This is a genomic window from Paraburkholderia sp. GAS334 (assembly GCF_050436625.1).
In the GTDB taxonomy this organism is placed as follows: domain Bacteria; phylum Pseudomonadota; class Gammaproteobacteria; order Burkholderiales; family Burkholderiaceae; genus Paraburkholderia.
The window spans coordinates 89,140-107,483 of sequence record NZ_JBNDMO010000006.1; the positions used below are offsets into that span (position 1 = coordinate 89,140).

Below are 18,344 nucleotides of genomic sequence, written 5' to 3' on the forward strand. Positions count from 1 at the left end.
TCAAAACCGGGCGCTATTGTGAAGCGCCCGGCTTGCATGATGCACAGACTGGATTAACCCAGCCGGCGACGCGCGTTCTGGAACACGCGCATCCACGGGCTCGCTTCGCCCCAGCCTTCCGGGTGCCAGCTCATTGTGACCGTGCGATGGACGCGCTCCGTGTGTGGCATCAGTACCGTGAAGCGGCCATCCGGCGTCGTCACCGAGGTGATGCCTTGCGGCGAGCCATTCGGGTTGAACGGATACTGCTCCGTCGCCTGCCCGCGGTTGTCGACGTAACGCATCGCCACCGCAACGCGCGACGCATCGCCCTGTTGCGAGAAGTCCGCGAAACCTTCGCCGTGCGCGATCGCCACCGGAATGCGCGAGCCTTCCATGCCGTCGAAGAAAATCGACGGCGACGCCTGCACTTCGACCAGCGAGAGGCGCGCTTCGAACTTCTCCGACTTGTTGCGCGTGAACTTCGGCCAGGCTTCCGCGCCCGGAATGATCGACGCGAGGCTGCTCATCATCTGGCAGCCATTGCAGATACCGAGCGCGAACGTGTCCGCGCGACCAAAGAACGTCGCGAACATGTCGGCGAGTCGCGGATTGAAGCGGATCGTCTTCGCCCAGCCTTCGCCCGCGCCGAGCACGTCGCCATACGAGAAGCCGCCGCATGCCACCGCGCCCACGAAATCAGCCAGCGTCGCGCGGCCGGACAGCAGGTCGCTCATGTGGACGTCGTACGCATCAAAGCCGGCGCGATCGAACGCATACGCCGTTTCGAGGTGCGAGTTCACGCCCTGCTCGCGCAGGATCGCGACGCGCGGACGCGCGCCCTTGCCGCCCCGCAGGAAGTCCCCTTGGGGGATGAACGGCGCGGCAACGTCTTCCGCCGGATCGAAGCTCAGATACGGCGTGATGCCCGGATCGGCCGCGTCGAGCAATACATCGTGCTCTGCATCCGCGCACGCCGGGTTGTCGCGCAGACGCGAAATGCGCCAGCTGACTTCATCCCACGCGCGATGCAGCTCGGCGCGCGGCGCTTCGTAGATCTTCTTCGCGTCGCGCCAGATTTCGAGCGTGTCGCGCTCGTTCAGCTTGCCGATCACGTGCGAGCACGCCGACAGGCCGTGTTCGCGCAACGCGGCCAGCACCGTGTCGCGATCCGCTGCACGCACCTGGATCACCGCGCCCAGTTCTTCGCTGAAGAGCGCGCGGATCGTGCGGTCGTCGCGACGGCCGCTCGTCTGCTTCGCCCAGTCTTTTGCGTCGCCGTAGTCGGATTCGTGGTTCGGATCGAGCACCAGCATGTCGACATTCAGCGACACGCCCACGTGACCCGCGAATGCCATTTCAGCAACGGTCGCCCACAGGCCGCCATCGGAACGGTCGTGGTAGGCGAGCAGTCTGTCGTCGGCGTTGAGCGCCTGGATCGCGGCGAAGAAGCGTTTCAGGTCTTCCGGATCGTCGACGTCCGGCACTGTGTCGCCGACCTGCTGCGTCACCTGCGCCAGAATGCTCGCGCCGAGACGATGCTTGCCGCGGCCGAGGTCGATCGCGATCAGCACGGTGTCTCCCACTTCGCTCACGCGGCGCAGTTGCGGCGTCAGATGACGGCGCACGTCTTCGACCGGCGCGAATGCCGAGATGATCAGCGAGACCGGCGCGACCACTTCCTTCGCGACGCCACGGTCTTCCCACTTCGTGCGCATCGACAGCGAATCCTTGCCGACCGGAATGCCGATGCTGAGCGCCGGGCACAGTTCCATGCCGATCGCCTTGACGGTGTCGTACAGCGCCGCGTCTTCACCCGGGCTGCCGCACGCGGCCATCCAGTTCGCCGACAGCTTCAGCCTGTCGAGCGATGTAATCGGCGCTGACGCGATGTTGGTCACCGCCTCGCCAACCGCCATGCGGCCCGACGCCGGCGCGTTGATGACGGCGAGCGGCGTGCGCTCTGCCATCGTCATCGCTTCGCCACGGAAGCCCGCGTAATCCGCCGCCGTGATCGCGCAGTCGGCAACCGGCACCTGCCACGGGCCGACCATCTGGTCGCGCACGGTCGTGCCGCCAACCGAACGGTCGCCGATCGTAATCAGGAACGACTTGCTCGCCACCGTCGGATGGCGCAGCACGCTGACCGCGACTTCCGACAGGTTCACGCCCGTCACGTCGACCGGCTGAAGCGCGACCGTTTCGCGCTTCACGTCGCGATGCATGCGCGGCGGCTTGCCGAGCAGCACCTCCATCGGCATATCGACGGGTTCGTGCCCGTCAGTGTTGTGTTTATCGGTATCGACCAGTTGCAGTTGACGCTCCGCCGTCGCCACGCCGATCACCGCGAACGGGCAACGCTCGCGTTCGCACATTGCCTCGAACATCGGCAGATCAGCCGGCGCGATCGCGAGTACATAGCGCTCCTGCGCTTCGTTCGACCAGATTTCGCGTGGCGACAGACCGCTCTCTTCCAGCTGGACCTTCCGCAGCTCGAAGCGCGCGCCCTTGTCCGCGCCATCGACGAGTTCGGGGAACGCGTTCGACAGCCCACCCGCGCCGACGTCGTGAATGCTCAAGATCGGATTCTTTTCGCCCAGCTGCCAGCAGCCATTGATGACTTCCTGCGCGCGCCGCTCGATTTCCGGGTTGCCGCGCTGCACGGAATCGAAGTCGAGTTCGGCGGTGTTCGTGCCAGTCGCCATCGAACTGGCCGCGCCGCCGCCCATGCCGATCCGCATGCCGGGACCGCCGATCTGGATCAGCAGCGACCCTTCCGGCAGATCGTGCTTATGCGTGTGCTGATCCGAAATATTGCCGATGCCGCCGGCGATCATGATCGGCTTGTGATAGCCGCGAACACGTCCCGCGACGTTCTGTTCGTACACGCGGAAATAGCCACCGAGATTCGGCCGGCCAAATTCGTTGTTGAACGCGGCGCCGCCGAGCGGACCATCGATCATGATCTGCAGCGGCGAAGCGATGCGGTCCGGACGGCCGTACGCTTCCTGCTTGTCCGCGTCGTTGCGATGTGCGACCGGTTGTGCCGCATCGCGGGCGTTTTCCCATGCTTCGCGCGCATCCGGCAGATCGAGGTTCGATACGGTAAAGCCCGCCAGACCGGCCTTCGGACGCGCACCGCGGCCTGTCGCGCCTTCGTCGCGGATTTCGCCGCCCGCGCCCGTCGCGGCGCCGGGGAACGGCGAGATCGCGGTCGGGTGATTGTGCGTTTCCACCTTCATCAGCGTGTGCGTGAGTTCGGTGTGACGGCCGTAATGTTCAGCGCGCTCGCCCTCGCCCGACGGCTTGCGCGGGAACCAGCGCTCCGCCATGCCGCCGACCATGATCGACGAGTTGTCCGAATACGCGACGATCGTGCCTTGCGGATTCAGCTTCTCCGTGTTGCGGATCATGTTGAAGAGCGAGATGTCCTGCTGCTCGCCGTCGATCGTCCAGTCGGCGTTGAAAATCTTGTGACGGCAGTGCTCGCTGTTCGCCTGCGCGAACATCATCAGTTCGACGTCGGTCGGGTTGCGGCCGAGCTTTCTGAATGCGTCGACGAGATAGTCGATTTCGTCGTCCGCCAGCGCGAGACCGAGTTCCGTGTTCGCGGTTTCCAGCGCGGTGCGTCCTTGATCGAGGATATCGACGGTTTGCAGCGGCTTTGCCGGCAGTTCGTCGAAGAGGTGCATCGCGTGATCGCGCGACGGCGCGACGCTTTCAGTCATGCGGTCGTGCAGCGCGGCGACGACAGCAGCGCGCGCTTCGTCGGACAGCGCTTTCTTGCCGCCGAGCAGGCCCGACTTCAGGATCACCGTGTATTCGACGCCGCGCTCGATGCGGCGCACCTTCGACAGACCGCAGTGCAACGCGATATCCGTGGCCTTGCTCGCCCACGGCGATACCGTGCCGAAACGCGGAACCACGAGGAAGGTTTCGGTCGTGCCGCGCTCTCTGGCTGCTTCAAACGGTTCGCCGTAGTGCATCAGCGCTTCGATCTTCGCGCTGTCATCCGCCGAAAGCGGCGTCGATGCGTTGACGAAATGCAGGTATTGCCCGCGTACGCCGGTGATATTGGCGTCGATGCGAGTGAGCGTATCGAGCAGGCGGGTTTGACGGAAATCGGAGAGGGCCGAAGCGCCGGGGAAACACGAGAAGTGGGCCATGGACTTGACGTTGCGTCGATCAGTCGCGCGTGCAGGCGACGGGAGGCGAAAGGAAGTCGGAGATTATACCTCGGGACGGCCCGTCAGAGCCGCCCTGCGTGGCGCGACGAACCTTCTGGCAGCAACGTCCGGCGTGGGCCGGCACCGCATGACGCCACCGCGGCCGGCATGGCGGCCCGGCCCGTTTGACTGCTATCATTCGCCCTTTCCACTGACCGGCGCGGCAGGATCACCGCCTGCGCCGCACGTCACGCATACGGGCACGCCGGCTCATTCGCGTCCTGCCCGCAAATCGAATCAATCATGGATGTCATCGTCATTGGCGGCGGGATTGTCGGCGTCGCCACCGCTTATCAGCTGCGCGCGGCCGGCCACCGCGTGTGCGTCGTCGAACGCCATGCCACGGTTGCACAGGGCGCCACTTACGGCCACAGCGGCACCGTGCTGCCGACGCCGCTCGACGTCTGGTTCGGCCCGACCTTCATGGAAAACCGGCGCGCCGCGAAAAGCGGCGTCGTCAGCAAGACCGGCTTCAACTCGGGCGCGCGCGATTTCCTGAAGCGTCTGGCCACGTTGCAGGACCCGACCGCATTCTCGGAACAGATGGGGCGCCTGCGTCCGCTGATCGAACTGTCGCGCGATGCGATGGCCGATATCGAAGCGCGCTTCGGCCTTGAATTCGAACAGCGCAGCGGCGTGCTTCACCTCGTCCGTAGCGCCCACGAGTGGGAATTGACCCAGCCTGCGCTCGACCTTCTGCGTCGATACGAAGTCCCCCATCATGTGCTGACGGCCGCCGAGTGCGCCACGCTCGAGCATTCTGTGCCGACCGATCCTGATTTTGCGGGCGGCGTGTATTTCGACTCGGAACGCACGGCCAACTGTCCGCTGTTTGCGAAGCTCGTCAAGCAGTTGCTCGACGAGCAAGGCGGCGTGACGTTCCAGACCGGCCGTGAAGTGACCGCGATCCGTGTCGACAACCAGCGGGCCGCCGTCGAACTGGCGCCGCGCACAGGTGAATCGTCACGCTCGCGCGAAGTCGACGTGATTGCCGGCGACGCAATCGTTGTCGCAGCCGGCGTCGGCAGCCTGCCGCTGCTGGAGCAGCTCGGCCTGCGCCTGCCGTTGCATCCGCTGCGGATGCACACGCTGGCCGCGCCGGTCGCTCACGAAGAATGCGTGCCGCATATGACCGTGGTCGACGCAGTCAAACGCATCACCATCACCCGGATGAACCATCGGCTGCGCATCGCGGGCGGCGCGGTCGTGCAACCGGCGAACCTCGTCGACAAGCCGCTCAGCGAGCCGCTGACCAAGGAAGCGCTCGCGCTGCTGGGTCAGGCGACCCACGACTGGATTCCCGGCGCCGCGAAGATTTCGGCCGCGCTGCCCTGGGAAGGCCTGAAGCTGCTGTCGCCGGATGGCTTGCCGCTTGTCGGCAACGCGCTGCATCCCCGGCTTTTTGTGAACGCTGGACACGGACCGTCCGGTTGGGGCATGGCATGCGGGTCTGCTAAAGTGATCGCTGATCTCTTCGCCGGTGCGACGCCCGATGTACCGCCTGACACGCTCGCCGCGCTGCGGCCGGAGCGGTTCCGGGATTGAGGTTTGTCCGGGCTGGCGTCTTTCTTTTTCGTTTGTCTTCGTCCTTGCGCCGCTATGACCGACACTCCGCCGCCCGCCTCTTCCAGCTCCGCCACGCTCATCGACCCGTACGACCGTCCGTTACCGCTCTCGACGGTCGAAGCACTGCGCACGCTCGAAAAAGAAGCGGCCGCGACACTCCCCGAACACACACTGATGGCCCGCGCGGGCGCGGCCGCCGCGCGCTTCCTGCTCGACCAGAGTGCCCACGAATCGTCCGCCTATGCGAGCCATCCGGTCTGGCTGGTCGCGGGCCCGGGAAACAACGGCGGCGACGCGCTCGTGATGGCGACCGAGCTGCACCGCGCAGGCGTAACGGTCGATGTCTGCATGCCCGTCGAGGTCAAGTCGGACGACGCCCGCTGGGCGCTCGATGCCGCCCGCAAGGCCGGCGTACCGATTTCCGCGACGCCGCCGGCTTCGTTCGACCGCTACGGCTGGCTCGTCGACGGCATGTTCGGCATTGGACTCGCGCGGCCACTTGAAGGCGTCTTCGCCGAACTCGCCCGACAACTGTCGGAACGCGCGCATAGCAAAGGCCACGTGCTCGCGCTCGATGTGCCGAGCGGCCTCGACAGCGATACGGGCAATGTCGTCGGCTCCGGCGCCGGCATCGCGGTGCGCGCAACGCATACCGTCACCTTCATTGGCGCGAAGCCCGGCTTGTACACAGCTTCGGGACGTGATCTGGCAGGCTCGGTGACGGTGGCGCCAATTGGTATCGAGGACGCCGGCAGCCGCACGAAGATGCAACTCAACGCGCCGTCGCTTTTCGCGTCATGTCTGCCGCCGCGCGATTTCGCGACGCACAAGGGCACGTTCGGCAGTCTCGCGGTGGTCGGGGGCGACACGGGCATGTGCGGCGCGCCGATTCTCGCGGCCCGTGCCGCGCTCTACGCGGGCGCGGGCAAGGTGCATATCGCGTTTATCGGCAGCGGCGCGCCTGCCTACGATCCGCCCCACCCCGAACTGATGCTGCATGGCGTCGACGATCTCGCGCTCGATGCAATGGATGCGCTCGCGATAGGCTGCGGCATGGGCGAACGCGACCGCGCGTCCGTTACGCTGCACGACGCGCTGGAACTCGACGTGCCGATCCTGCTCGACGCCGACGCGCTCAACCTGATCTCGAAGGACGAAGATCTCGCCGCCGCCGTCGAAGCGCGCGGCGCGCAGAGAGGCAATCCGTGCGTGCTGACGCCGCATCCGCTCGAAGCTGCCCGCCTGCTCGATACCGATGCGCGCACGGTACAGGCCGACCGTCTCGCCGCTGCGCGGTCGCTGGCGGCCCGTTATGCGAGCGTCGTCGTACTGAAAGGAACGGGCACGATTATCGCTGCGCCCGATGGCCGCGTCGCGATCAATCCGACCGGCAACGCGGCGCTCGCGACAGGCGGCACGGGCGACGTGCTCGGCGGCATCATCGGTGCTTTCCTCGCGCAACGTCTGCCTCACTACGAGGCAGCGCTCGCGGGCGTCTACCTGCACGGCCGCGCCGCCGATACGCTGACCGCACAAGGCAACGGCCCCGCCGGCCTGACCGCCGGCGAACTGGCGCCGATGGTGCGCACGTTGCTGAACCGGCTGTTTTATCCTTTGCGTGCCTGAAACGGCCAACCACGATGCGTGCGAACAATGCATGCGCGAACTACGCGAACCCAACCGCCGGCATCGCATGATCGCTCCCATCATCTGGCTGCGCGCTGTCATCCAACGCCGCTATACTGACCGACTGAGTGCATCGCCCAGTCGTGGAATTGCATTACGGCGCGTGAAGCGCCGGAAGCACTGAAAGCGCATTGAACCCGACGACACCGCGACGCGCCAAAGCCTCACCGCTGGCGGCACACGCAGCACGCCGCCTTCCATTCGTGTCATTTCGCTAGACGGACAGTTACATGCCATCGAATCCGCTCCCCGCCTCGTCCGCGCTGCAAGCGCACTACGAACAGATCCGCGACGCGCACATGCGCGACTGGTTCGCCCCCGACAACGACCCTGCCCCGACCCGTGCCGAGCGCTTCACGCTGTCGGGCGGCGGCCTCGCGGCGGATTTTTCGAAGAACCGTATCACCGACGAAACCCTGCGCCTGCTGGTTCAACTGGCACGCGAAGCAGGCGTCGAAAAACGTCGCGACGCGATGTTCGCGGGCGAGGTCGTGAACCCGACCGAAGGCCGCGCGGCGTTGCACACGGCGTTGCGCGCGACCGATCCGAAGGCGCCGTTCAACGCACAGGTCAAGGCCGAGCAGGCCAGGATGGCCGCGTTCGCCGACCAGGTGCGCAGTGGCGCGTGGACCGGCTATACCGGCAAGCGCATTCGCTACGTGGTGAATATCGGCATCGGCGGTTCGGATCTGGGTCCAAAGATGGTCGTGCATGCGCTGCACCATCTCGCCACGCCGGACATCAAGTCGTTCTTCGTGTCGAACGTCGACGGCGCGGATATGTATCGCGTGCTCCAGCAGATCGATCCGGAAGAGACGCTCGCGATCGTCGTATCGAAGACCTTCACGACGCTCGAAACGATGACCAACGCGCACTCGATGCGCGACTGGTTTATCAAAAGCGGTTGCCCGGAAAGCGCACTGGCGAAGCACTTCGTCGGCGTGTCGGCGAATCCGGCTGAAGTCGTGAAGTTCGGCATCGCGAAGGAAAACGTCTTTGAGATGTGGGACTGGGTCGGCGGACGCTATTCGCTGTGGTCGGCCGTCGGTCTGTCGATCATGATTTCGGTCGGCCCGGCGCACTTCGCCGAACTGCTCGCGGGCGCGAACGAGATGGACCAGCATTTCCGCGACGCGCCGCTCGAACGCAATCTGCCGGTACTGCTCGGCATGATCGGCATCTGGTATCGCAACTTCTTCGGCTCGCAGAGCTACCTGGTGGCGCCGTATTCGGAAGCGCTGCATTTCCTGCCGTCGTATCTGCAGCAGCTGGAAATGGAGAGCAACGGCAAGTCGGCGCGGCTCGATGGCGCGATCGTCGATTACCCGACGTCCGCGGTCACGTGGGGCGAGCCCGGCACGAACGGACAGCACGCGTTCTTCCAGATGCTGCATCAGGGGCCGACGATCGTGCCGGTCGACTTTGTCGCCGTGCTGACGCCGGAACATCCGCTCGTCGATCATCATCCGAAGCTGCTGGCAAACTGCTTTGCGCAAAGCGAAGCGCTGATGCTCGGCCGCACGCTCGAAGAAGCGAAGAAGGTGGCGGGCCCGGACAAGCCGGAACTCGCGCCGCATCTGATGTTCCCGGGCAACCGTCCGACCACGACGCTGCTCGTCGATGCGCTGACCGCGCGGTCGCTCGGTGCGTTGATCGCGATGTACGAGCACAAGGTGCTGGTGCAGGCCTCGGTATGGAACATCAACCCGTTCGACCAGTGGGGTGTCGAGCTCGGCAAGATTCTCGGCAAGGTCGTCGAGGCGGATCTGACCGCGGCATCGGTCGAAGAAAGGAAGCATGATTCGTCGACCTCGGCGTTGATCGGTCGCGCGCGGGCTGCGTTGAAGCGCTGATCGATTGCGGTCTTGAGTAGCAAACGAAAACGGACGCCGCGGCGTCCGTTTTTTTCAATGCGAGCAGTCGATCATTTCGATTGCGTTCAGACCACGAGATGCCCTGCTTCGATCGTCACCGTACTATCGCAGCGCCGCGCGAGTTCGATATCGTGTGTGACGAGCACAAGCGTCGCGCCATTCGCGAGATTCATCTCAAACATCAGATCGATCACGGCATGACCGGTCGCGGCATCGAGACTGCCCGTCGGTTCATCGGCGAAGAGAATCGCCGGATGCGTGACGAAAGCGCGCGCCAGCGCGACACGTTGCTGCTCGCCACCCGACAGCAGCTTTGGATAATGCCCCGTCCGCTTGCCCAGCCCGACCTGATCGAGCAGCGACCGCGCGCGCTTCGCCGCCTCGCGCGTCGACATGCCGCCTTGCAACTCAAGTGGCAGCGTCACGTTTTCGAGCGCGGTCAGATGCGGCATCAACTGGAACGACTGGAACACGAAGCCGACCGAACCGCTCCGCAACGCAGCGCGTTCGTCTTCACTGAGTTCGGTGAGTTCACGGCCAAGCAGCCGAACCGAACCGGACGTCGCGCTGTCCAATCCTGCTAGCAAACCCAGCAACGTGGACTTGCCCGACCCTGACGCGCCGAGGATCGCCACGCTGCTGCCCGGCTCGATCGAAAGATCGATATGATCGAGAATCGTCAGTTCGCCCGTTGCATCCTTAACCCGCTTGCTCAGACCCCGCACTTCAATGACTGGATCAGTTTTCTTTTGCATGGTGAAGCACAAATTGAAAGTGCGCATGGTGACGCTGGGCGCCGCGCTCGGTGTCGTCGCGGTGATTGCGACCGCGCCTCATACAGCCGGCGCAGCCAATACATCCAATACCGCAGCCACCAGCACCGCACCCGACAAGCCGGTGATTGTCGTGCTCGGCGACAGCATCTCTGCCGAGTACGGCCTGCCTCGCGATACCGGCTGGGTCGCGTTGATGCGCCAGCGTCTGGCCGACGAGCGCATCGATTATAACGTTGCGAATGCAAGCATCAGCGGCGATACGACGAGCGGTGGACTCGCCCGTTTGCCCGCACTGATGCAGCGTCTGAAACCTTCCGTGGTGATCGTCGAACTTGGTGCCAACGACGCCTTGCGCGGCGTGCCACTCACCACCACCGAAGACAACCTTCGCACGATTATCGAGCAAACGCAGAAGGCACACGCGAAAGTGGTGCTTGTGGGTATGTATGTGCCGCCTAATTACGGCATGGACTACACACAAAAGTTCCACGGCGTGTATGACGATCTGTCGAAGCAGCTTCACGTGCCGCTCGTGCCCTTCCTGCTTGCCGGAATCGAGGACAAGCCAGACATGTTCCAGGCCGACCAGATCCACCCCACACAACAGGCTCAGCCCGTTTTGCTGAACAACGTATGGCTCACGTTGAAGCCGTTGCTGAAAGCGCCGTAATTGCCACTTGATCGCCCAGACGGGTTTGCTAACAACCTGTTTCGAATGCGCGGGAACGAGGTAATGCATTAGCGATCTGATATTTCGTTAACCTCGAAAACCAGGCTCATTTTGAGCGATTCTGGAAGGAGATAACGTGAAATACTTACCGCTTATCGCTTTGACCGTGGCAATTTCTGCCTGCGCTGCGCAACCGCCACCAGGTGTTCAATCCGTCGGACAAAGCCAGCAACCGCCAAAAGTTGTCGGCCAGTGCATCGCGAAGAAATGGGCCGATAAATCGCAACAGCAGGTGGTGTCGCAGAATACGCTCGCGAACGACGCCGCAATGGACGTCTACGTTCCGGGTCAGCAACCGCCTGGCGGCGCGGCCGCTGTCGTGCGTCCCGCTTACTCGGGCCCGGGCACGTGGGTTGGGTTTCGCTCAGGCGGTGGTGCCGGCGGCGACACCAGTGACATTACGGCCTGCCTGTAACATCGGCGCGGCAGGTGTCACGACGTGACGGGCCGAGGCTCGTCGCCAGACAAAAAGCCCCGCGTTTGCGGGGCTTTTTGTTTGTTCGCGCGACTACCAACGCTGCGTCGGATCAATCGCCCGACGATTGCGCCGAGCCATCCAGCGCTCCGAAGAACTTCACTTTCGAGCGTGCACGCAGCGCGTCGACATACGCTTCGACCTGCGACTGTGCATTGACCTGCGCGATCTGCTGCTGCGCGGCAGCAAGACGCTGTGCGTCGACCGCATTGCCCGGCACGACAGCGTTCACGCGATAGATCGCGTAACCATCGTCACCGAGATCGACACCGACATACGCCGGCAGCTTCTGTGCATCGACCTTGTAGATCGCGCTCAACGCCGCAGGCGGCACGCCTTGCGCATCGTTGCGGGAAACCTTCAGCGCGGACGAGAAACCGTCCGTCGACTTCGACTTCTCCAGATCAGCGAGTTTCGCCGTGCCATCCTTGCGCGCCATCTCCGCCGACTGCTGGGCGATTACCTTCTGACGGACGGCATCCTTGACGGCGTCGAGCGCCGGCACCGTCGCCGCCTTGTAGTCGGTCACGTGCGCCGCGATCAGCGTATTGCCGCCGACATCGATCGCCTGCGTGTTGTTCTTCGCCTTCGTCGCATCGCTCGAGAACACGGCCGCGAGGAACTTCGCGTTGTTCAGCGGGCTGTCCGGCGGCAACTTCGCGTCCGGTTGCGGCGTGACCGTCGCCGTCTGGATCTGCAGCTTGTACTTGTCGGCGGCCGGTTGCAGGCCCTTCGCCTGTTCGTACACGATCGACGTGAAGCCGTCCGAATCGTCAGCGAAAGCCTTGGTGGCCTGCTGCTGCTTCAGATCCTTGACGATCGAATCCTTCACTTCGTCGAACGGCCTCGTGACCGCCGGCTTCACATCCGTCACCTTGACGATGTGATAGCCGAAATCCGTTTGCACGATGTCGCTGACTTCGTCCTTCTTCAGCTTGAACACGGCGTCGTCGAATGCCTTGCCGCCCGCGATCATGCCGGGACCGAAGTAGCCGAGGTCACCGCCCTTCGAAGCCGAGCCCGGATCCTGGGAATTCTGCGCGGCGATCTGCGCGAACTGATCCGGATGGGCCTTGACCTGAGCGAGCACTTCGTCAGCCTTCTGCTTCGCCTTGGCCTTGTCGGCTGCGCTGGCATCTTTCGGCGCCGCGATCAGGATGTGACTTGCGCGCACTTCGCCATCGGTGCGGTAGTGCGCGAGGTTATCGTCGTAGTATTTCTTGACGTCGGCGTCGCCCGGCTGCACAGCCACGGCGAGCACGGCCGGCGACATCACCACGTACTGGATCGTCGCCGTTTCCGGCGTGGCGAACTCCTGCCGGTGCGCATCGTAATAAGCCTGCAACTGCGCGTCTGTGGGCTGCACTTTCGATGCGTAATCGCGCGCGCGGAATGCCAGACCCTGCACTTCGCGCTGCTGCTCCGCGAGATCGGTCAGGCGCTGCGCCAGCGTCTTCGACGTGAACGCGCTGGCCTGAATGGCAGCGGGCAACTGTTGCGTCGCAAGACCGTAGCGCACGCGCTCGTCGTATTGTTCGGGCGTCATGCCCTGCATCGCGAGCAGTTGCTTGTAGCGATCGACATCGATCGTACCGTCGGCGTTCTTCAGCGACGAAATGATGGGATCGGCCAGCAACGTGCGACGCACGGCGTCGTCCGAAGCCGTCAGATGAAGACGCTGCGTTTCGTCGGCGAGCACGCGCTGCTGGATCAGACCGTCGAGCATGTCGCGACGACGCTCGGGCGTATCAAACGACTTCATGTCGAACTGGGCGCCGAGCACCTGGCGCGCACGGTCGAGCTGCTGGCGCATCGCGTTGTCGTATTCGACGCGCGTAATCTTGTGACCGTTGACGCTTGCGACGTTCGCGCTTTCATCAAAGAAACCGCGGAAGCCCTGAATACCCACAAATCCCAACCCCGGCACAATGACGAGGATGAGCATGAACATCATCAGGCGTTTGTGATTGCGGAAAAAATCAAGCATGCGTGAGGGTCGGCCAAAAACAGAACGCCCGATATTACAACAGCGGGCAATAAAAAAGGCGAACCGGAGTTCGCCTTTCGAAGATGCTGGCGGAGTGGACGGGACTCGAACCCGCGACCCCCGGCGTGACAGGCCGGTATTCTAACCGACTGAACTACCACTCCTTATTGCTGCACATTCACTGCACGTTCGTTGCTACGACATCTGGAACTGGTGGGTGCTGAGAGGCTCGAACTCCCGACCTACGCCTTGTAAGGGCGCCGCTCTACCAACTGAGCTAAGCACCCGTTCCACGATGCGCTGCACGTCGAACTATCCGCTGACCAGAGGAACTGCAGAAGGTAGCTTTCAAAAGACCCTCAGTCAGCGAGCCCATTAGTTTAGCGCATCCTTCAGCGCTTTACCAGGCCTAAATTTGGGCACCTTGGCTGCCTTGATCTTGATCGCAGCGCCTGTGCGCGGGTTGCGACCCGTGCGAGCCGTGCGCTTGCCAACGGCAAACGTACCGAAACCGACCAGCGTAACCGAGCCACCTTTCTTCAACGTGCCTTTGACGCCACCAATCACAGCATCGAGTGCACGTCCCGCCGCAGCTTTCGAAATATCTGCTTGTTGCGCGATGTGATCGATCAATTCTGTTTTATTCATTCCAGCCCCCGAGAATGTTATTGGGCAATCGTGATAGCGCCTTTGGCGCCGGTTTATAAGCAGGCACGGCGCAAATCGCCGGGCCCGCTAATTAGAATTGGCCGAAACCCTTGTGTCAAGCGGGGTTGAGCCTGATTAGGGCGCACATTCTGCATGAGATTTATGACGGAATTTTGCGCACGATCGATGCGCGCGCAACCAGTTCGGTGCGGGCAGACACCGGTTGCGCAAATGGTGGGATACAGGCGCCATCTTGACGCTGCGCAAACGTACGCAAAGGCCTCAGACAAGAAAAAACCCGCGGCCAGGCCGCGGGTTTCGGTGCTACAGCAGACAGCAGGCACTACAGGAACCGCTTTGAGTCGATCAATGCTTCACGACTTCGGTTGCGGGATCCTTGGCCGGTTCAGCTGCCACCGGCGCGGCCTTCGGTTCTTCTTCCGGCAGCGGCTGCGGCGTACGTTCGAGCGCGAGTTCGAGCACCCTGTCGATCCAGCGGACCGGCATGATTTCGATCGCGTTCTTCACGTTGTCCGGAATCTCCGTCAGATCCTTGACGTTTTCTTCCGGAATAAGCACCAGCTTGATGCCGCCACGATGCGCCGCCAGCAGCTTTTCCTTCAGGCCGCCGATCGGAAGCACTTCGCCGCGCAACGTGATTTCGCCCGTCATCGCGACATCGGCGCGCACCGGAATACCAGTCAGCACCGACACCAGCGCGGTCGTCATCGCGATACCCGCCGAAGGACCGTCCTTCGGCGTCGCGCCTTCCGGCACGTGGATGTGAATGTCCTGTTTCTCGAACGCTTCGTCCTTGATGCCAAGACGACGCGATCGCGAGCGGACCACCGAGCGCGCAGCTTCGACGGATTCCTTCATCACGTCGCCGAGCGAACCCGTGCGAATCACATTGCCCTTACCCGGCATGACCGCAGCTTCGATCGTCAGCAGATCGCCGCCGACTTCCGTCCACGCGAGGCCCGTAACCTGACCGACCTGGTTTTCCTTCGCAGCCAGACCGAAGTCGTACTTGCGCACGCCGAGGAAGGTATCGACATTGCTGCCGTCGACCTTCACCGCGCCTTCCGCCTTCTTCAGCAGAAGCATCTTCACGACCTTGCGGCAGATCTTCGAAATTTCACGCTCGAGCGAACGGACGCCCGCCTCACGCGTGTAATAACGAATGATGTCGCGGATTGCTGATTCCGCCACATCGACCTCGCCGTCCTTCAGGCCGTTGTTCTTCTTCTGCTTCGGCAGCAGGTAACGTTGCGCGATGCTGACCTTTTCGTCTTCCGTGTAACCCGACAGGCGGATCACTTCCATCCGGTCGAGCAGCGGCGGCGGAATGTTCAGCGAGTTCGACGTCGCGACGAACATCACGTCCGACAGATCGAAGTCGACTTCGACGTAGTGATCGGCAAACGTATGGTTCTGTTCCGGATCAAGCACTTCCAGCAGTGCCGACGACGGATCGCCGCGAAAATCCTGACCCATCTTGTCGACTTCGTCGAGCAGGAAAAGCGGGTTGCGCACGCCGACCTTCGTCAGGCTTTGCAGGATCTTGCCGGGCATCGAACCGATATACGTACGACGGTGACCACGAATTTCGGCTTCGTCGCGCACACCGCCGAGCGCCATACGCACGAACTTGCGGTTCGTTGCGCGTGCGATCGACTGTCCAAGCGACGTCTTGCCGACGCCCGGAGGCCCAACGAGGCACAGGATCGGCGCCTTCACCTTGTCGACACGTTGCTGGACCGCGAGATATTCGAGAATGCGTTCCTTCACTTTCTCGAGACCGAAGTGGTCTTCGTCGAGCACGCGTTCCGCATTCGAGAGGTCGTTGTTGACCTTGCTCTTCTTGCGCCACGGCAGGCCGATCAACGTATCGATGTAGTTACGCACGACCGTCGCTTCCGCCGACATCGGCGACATCAGCTTGAGCTTCTTCAGCTCGGCGTCGGCCTTCTTCTTGGCTTCCTTCGGCATGCGCGCAGCGGTGATGCGCTTCTCGAGTTCTTCGAGATCCGCACCTTCTTCGCCTTCGCCCAGTTCCTTCTGGATCGCCTTGACCTGCTCGTTCAGGTAGTACTCGCGCTGGCTCTTTTCCATCTGACGCTTCACGCGTCCGCGGATGCGCTTTTCGACCTGGAGAATGTCGATCTCGGCTTCGAGTTGTGCGAGCAGATGCTCGAGGCGCTCGATGACCGGGAACATCTCGAGAATATGCTGTTTCTGGTCGAGCTTGAGCGGCAGATGCGCGGCGATCGTATCGGCCAGACGCCCTGCTTCATCGATGCCCGAAAGCGAAGTCAGAATTTCCGGCGGGATCTTCTTGTTCAGCTTCACGTACTGGTCGAACTGCGACACAATCGCCCGGCGCAGCGCTTCAGTTTCGGCGCTGTCGGCGTGGTCGGGTTCGAGCGGCATGACTTCGCACGAAAACTGCGTTTCCTGCTCTTCGATCGAGAGCGTTTTCGCGCGCTGAAGGCCTTCGACGAGCACCTTTACGGTGCCATCGGGCAGCTTCAGCATTTGCAGGATGTTGGCGATACACCCTACTTCGTACATGTCCTTTTCGGTCGGCTCATCTTTTGCAGCCGTTTTCTGGGCGACGAGCATGATGTGCTTGCCGCCTTCCATCGCTGCTTCGAGAGCCTTGATCGACTTCGGGCGGCCTACGAAGAGCGGAATCACCATGTGCGGGAATACGACTACGTCACGCAGCGGGAGCAGCGGGAGTGTAGTGCGTTCCGGCGGGAGGAGTTGGGTTCCTGACATTTCATTTCCCCATGAGTGGAATCAGTTCGTTCGATAGGTGAGGCCAGCAAAAAAGATTGCAAGGCCTCCGCGTGTGGGAAAAGTTCAGTGACTCCGAAGGTTCAGTGACTCCAATAGAGAAAACAACCAGCCTGACCACAAGATAAACGAAAAAGCCGTTCACGTCGCCATGAACGGCTTTTTGCAGACCCCTTCATGCTGATCAATTCGAACCCGCGACCTTGGGCGCGTCTTCGTAGATCAGCAACGGTTTGCCGTCGCCATCGATGACGTTGTCGTCGATGATGACCTTGCTTACGCCTTTCATCGTCGGCAACTCGTACATCACATCGAGCAAGGCCTGTTCCAGGATCGATCGCAGACCCCGTGCGCCCGTCTTGCGGCGAATCGCCTTGCGCGCCACCGCCTGCAACGCACCCGGACGGATCTCCAGCTCGACCCGCTCCATATTGAAGAGCTTGTGGTATTGCTTGATGAGCGCGTTTTTCGGTTCGACGAGAATCTTCATCAGCGCGACTTCGTCGAGCTTGCCAAGGGTCGCAACCACCGGCAGACGGCCGATCAGCTCCGGAATCAGGCCGAACTTGATCAGATCTTCCGGTTCCACTTCGCGCAGCACTTCGCCGGCGTCGCGGTCCTGCTTGCTCTTGACGCTCGCGCCAAAGCCAATACCCGTCTTTTCCGTACGGTCGACGATGACCTTTTCGAGGCCGTCGAACGCGCCACCGCAGATGAACAGGATATTGGTCGTATCGACCTGGATGAAGTCCTGATTCGGATGCTTACGACCACCTTGCGGCGGCACCGACGCCATCGTGCCTTCGACCAGCTTCAGCAGCGCCTGCTGCACGCCTTCGCCCGACACATCGCGGGTAATCGACGGGTTGTCGGACTTGCGGCTGATCTTGTCGATTTCGTCGATGTAGACGATGCCGCGCTGGGCCTTGTCGACTTCGTAGTTGCAGTTCTGGAGCAGCTTCTGAATGATGTTCTCGACGTCTTCACCGACGTAGCCGGCTTCCGTCAGCGTCGTTGCATCGGCAATGACGAACGGCACGTTCAGGAGACGCGCGAGCGTCTGCGCGAGCAGCGTCTTGCCGGAGCCCGTGGGGCCGATCAGCAGGATGTTGCTCTTCGACAGCTCGATTTCGTCTTTCTTGTCGAGATGCTTCAGGCGCTTGTAGTGGTTGTATACCGCGACCGCGAGGATTTTCTTCGCACGTTCCTGGCCGATCACATACTGATCGAGGATTTCGCGGATTTCCTGCGGACTCGGCAGATCGGACTTCGACAGGCCCGTCTCCACGCCGGAGCCAGCGGCCTCGTCGCGGATGATTTCGTTGCACAGATCAATACATTCATCGCAGATGAATACCGACGGTCCAGCAATCAGCTTTTTGACTTCATGCTGACTCTTGCCGCAGAACGAGCAATACAACAGCTTTTCGCTGTTAGAACCTTTTTTGTCCGCCATAGATGTGTGAGCCTCCGGACACTCGATTACATGATACGCCGTTTGCTCCAGCCTCACAGTCGGCCCAGGACGACGTGCAAAGCTGGGACGGCGTGTTCGCCGCAGGCGCTCAGGGACGGGTCAGATGCTTCTCATTGGA

11 protein-coding genes and 2 tRNA genes are annotated in these 18,344 nt (G+C 62.4%); 5 read left to right on the top strand and 8 right to left on the bottom strand.

The features are described from left to right. Positions 1 to 53: 53 nt before the first annotated feature. Complete coding sequence (purL, locus tag P3T21_RS13280) at positions 54 to 4,145, bottom strand: phosphoribosylformylglycinamidine synthase (protein WP_429256399.1); 4,092 nt, start codon at positions 4,143 to 4,145, stop codon at positions 54 to 56. 303 nt (positions 4,146 to 4,448) lie between these two features. Here purL and P3T21_RS13285 point away from each other — a divergent pair, with 303 nt between their 5' ends. The 3 genes from P3T21_RS13285 to pgi all read left to right on the top strand — a co-directional run bounded on the left by P3T21_RS13285 (position 4,449) and on the right by pgi (position 9,310). After that, the gene (locus P3T21_RS13285; RefSeq protein WP_429256400.1) at positions 4,449 to 5,750 is read left to right on the top strand and encodes an FAD-dependent oxidoreductase; all 1,302 of its coding nucleotides are present in this window, start codon (positions 4,449 to 4,451) and stop codon (positions 5,748 to 5,750) included. A gap of 54 nt (positions 5,751 to 5,804) precedes the next feature. After that, positions 5,805 to 7,397 (top strand): NAD(P)H-hydrate dehydratase, encoded by a 1,593-nt coding sequence (locus P3T21_RS13290; RefSeq protein ID WP_429256401.1) that lies wholly within the window; start codon positions 5,805 to 5,807, stop codon positions 7,395 to 7,397. A gap of 290 nt (positions 7,398 to 7,687) precedes the next feature. Beyond that, entirely contained in the window at positions 7,688 to 9,310 is a 1,623-nt protein-coding gene (pgi, locus tag P3T21_RS13295) for a glucose-6-phosphate isomerase (protein ID WP_429256402.1), read from the top strand. An 86-nt stretch (positions 9,311 to 9,396) separates the two neighbouring features. On the opposite strand, the gene P3T21_RS13300 is transcribed toward pgi, so the two are convergent. After that, positions 9,397 to 10,086, bottom strand: a complete 690-nt coding sequence (locus P3T21_RS13300; protein ID WP_429256403.1) for an ABC transporter ATP-binding protein — start codon at positions 10,084 to 10,086, stop codon at positions 9,397 to 9,399. On the opposite strand from P3T21_RS13300, the gene P3T21_RS13305 reads away from it, so the two are divergent. Continuing rightward, the gene (locus P3T21_RS13305) at positions 10,085 to 10,777 is read left to right on the top strand and encodes an arylesterase (protein ID WP_429256404.1); all 693 of its coding nucleotides are present in this window, start codon (positions 10,085 to 10,087) and stop codon (positions 10,775 to 10,777) included. The two genes, P3T21_RS13300 and P3T21_RS13305, sit on opposite strands and share 2 nt — an antisense overlap. A gap of 136 nt (positions 10,778 to 10,913) precedes the next feature. Beyond that, on the top strand, positions 10,914 to 11,252 hold the full coding sequence (locus P3T21_RS13310) for a hypothetical protein (protein ID WP_429256405.1): 339 nt from the start codon (positions 10,914 to 10,916) through the stop codon (positions 11,250 to 11,252). 112 nt (positions 11,253 to 11,364) lie between these two features. On the opposite strand, the gene P3T21_RS13315 is transcribed toward P3T21_RS13310, so the two are convergent. From P3T21_RS13315 to clpX, 6 genes are all read right to left on the bottom strand, one after another. Continuing rightward, the gene (locus tag P3T21_RS13315; RefSeq protein WP_429256406.1) at positions 11,365 to 13,299 is read right to left on the bottom strand and encodes a SurA N-terminal domain-containing protein; all 1,935 of its coding nucleotides are present in this window, start codon (positions 13,297 to 13,299) and stop codon (positions 11,365 to 11,367) included. An 87-nt stretch (positions 13,300 to 13,386) separates the two neighbouring features. Continuing rightward, positions 13,387 to 13,463 (bottom strand) — tRNA-Asp (locus P3T21_RS13320). Positions 13,464 to 13,510: 47 nt separating this feature from the next. After that, positions 13,511 to 13,586, bottom strand: a tRNA-Val gene (locus P3T21_RS13325). 88 nt (positions 13,587 to 13,674) lie between these two features. Then, positions 13,675 to 13,947 carry an HU family DNA-binding protein gene (locus tag P3T21_RS13330; RefSeq protein ID WP_007585907.1) on the bottom strand — a complete coding sequence of 91 codons (273 nt, stop codon included), beginning with the start codon at positions 13,945 to 13,947 and terminating at the stop codon, positions 13,675 to 13,677. A 366-nt stretch (positions 13,948 to 14,313) separates the two neighbouring features. After that, positions 14,314 to 16,731 (bottom strand): endopeptidase La, encoded by a 2,418-nt coding sequence (gene lon, locus P3T21_RS13335; protein ID WP_429256407.1) that lies wholly within the window; start codon positions 16,729 to 16,731, stop codon positions 14,314 to 14,316. Positions 16,732 to 16,933: 202 nt separating this feature from the next. Then, entirely contained in the window at positions 16,934 to 18,205 is a 1,272-nt protein-coding gene (gene clpX, locus P3T21_RS13340; protein ID WP_228883413.1) for an ATP-dependent Clp protease ATP-binding subunit ClpX, read from the bottom strand. Positions 18,206 to 18,344: the final 139 nt, after the last annotated feature.

What these genes read in the sequence shown, in the direction of transcription:
- purL (WP_429256399.1), bottom strand. Translation starts at nt 4,145, where the DNA reads ATGGCCCACTTCTCGTGTTTCCCCGGCGCTTCGGCCCTCTCCGATTTC.
- P3T21_RS13285 (WP_429256400.1), top strand. Translation starts at nt 4,449, where the DNA reads ATGGATGTCATCGTCATTGGCGGCGGGATTGTCGGCGTCGCCACCGCT.
- P3T21_RS13290 (WP_429256401.1), top strand. Translation starts at nt 5,805, where the DNA reads ATGACCGACACTCCGCCGCCCGCCTCTTCCAGCTCCGCCACGCTCATC.
- pgi (WP_429256402.1), top strand. Translation starts at nt 7,688, where the DNA reads ATGCCATCGAATCCGCTCCCCGCCTCGTCCGCGCTGCAAGCGCACTAC.
- P3T21_RS13305 (WP_429256404.1), top strand. Translation starts at nt 10,085, where the DNA reads ATGGTGAAGCACAAATTGAAAGTGCGCATGGTGACGCTGGGCGCCGCG.
- P3T21_RS13300 (WP_429256403.1), bottom strand. Translation starts at nt 10,086, where the DNA reads ATGCAAAAGAAAACTGATCCAGTCATTGAAGTGCGGGGTCTGAGCAAG.
- P3T21_RS13315 (WP_429256406.1), bottom strand. Translation starts at nt 13,299, where the DNA reads ATGCTTGATTTTTTCCGCAATCACAAACGCCTGATGATGTTCATGCTC.
- P3T21_RS13330 (WP_007585907.1), bottom strand. Translation starts at nt 13,947, where the DNA reads ATGAATAAAACAGAATTGATCGATCACATCGCGCAACAAGCAGATATT.
- lon (WP_429256407.1), bottom strand. Translation starts at nt 16,731, where the DNA reads ATGTCAGGAACCCAACTCCTCCCGCCGGAACGCACTACACTCCCGCTG.
- clpX (WP_228883413.1), bottom strand. Translation starts at nt 18,205, where the DNA reads ATGGCGGACAAAAAAGGTTCTAACAGCGAAAAGCTGTTGTATTGCTCG.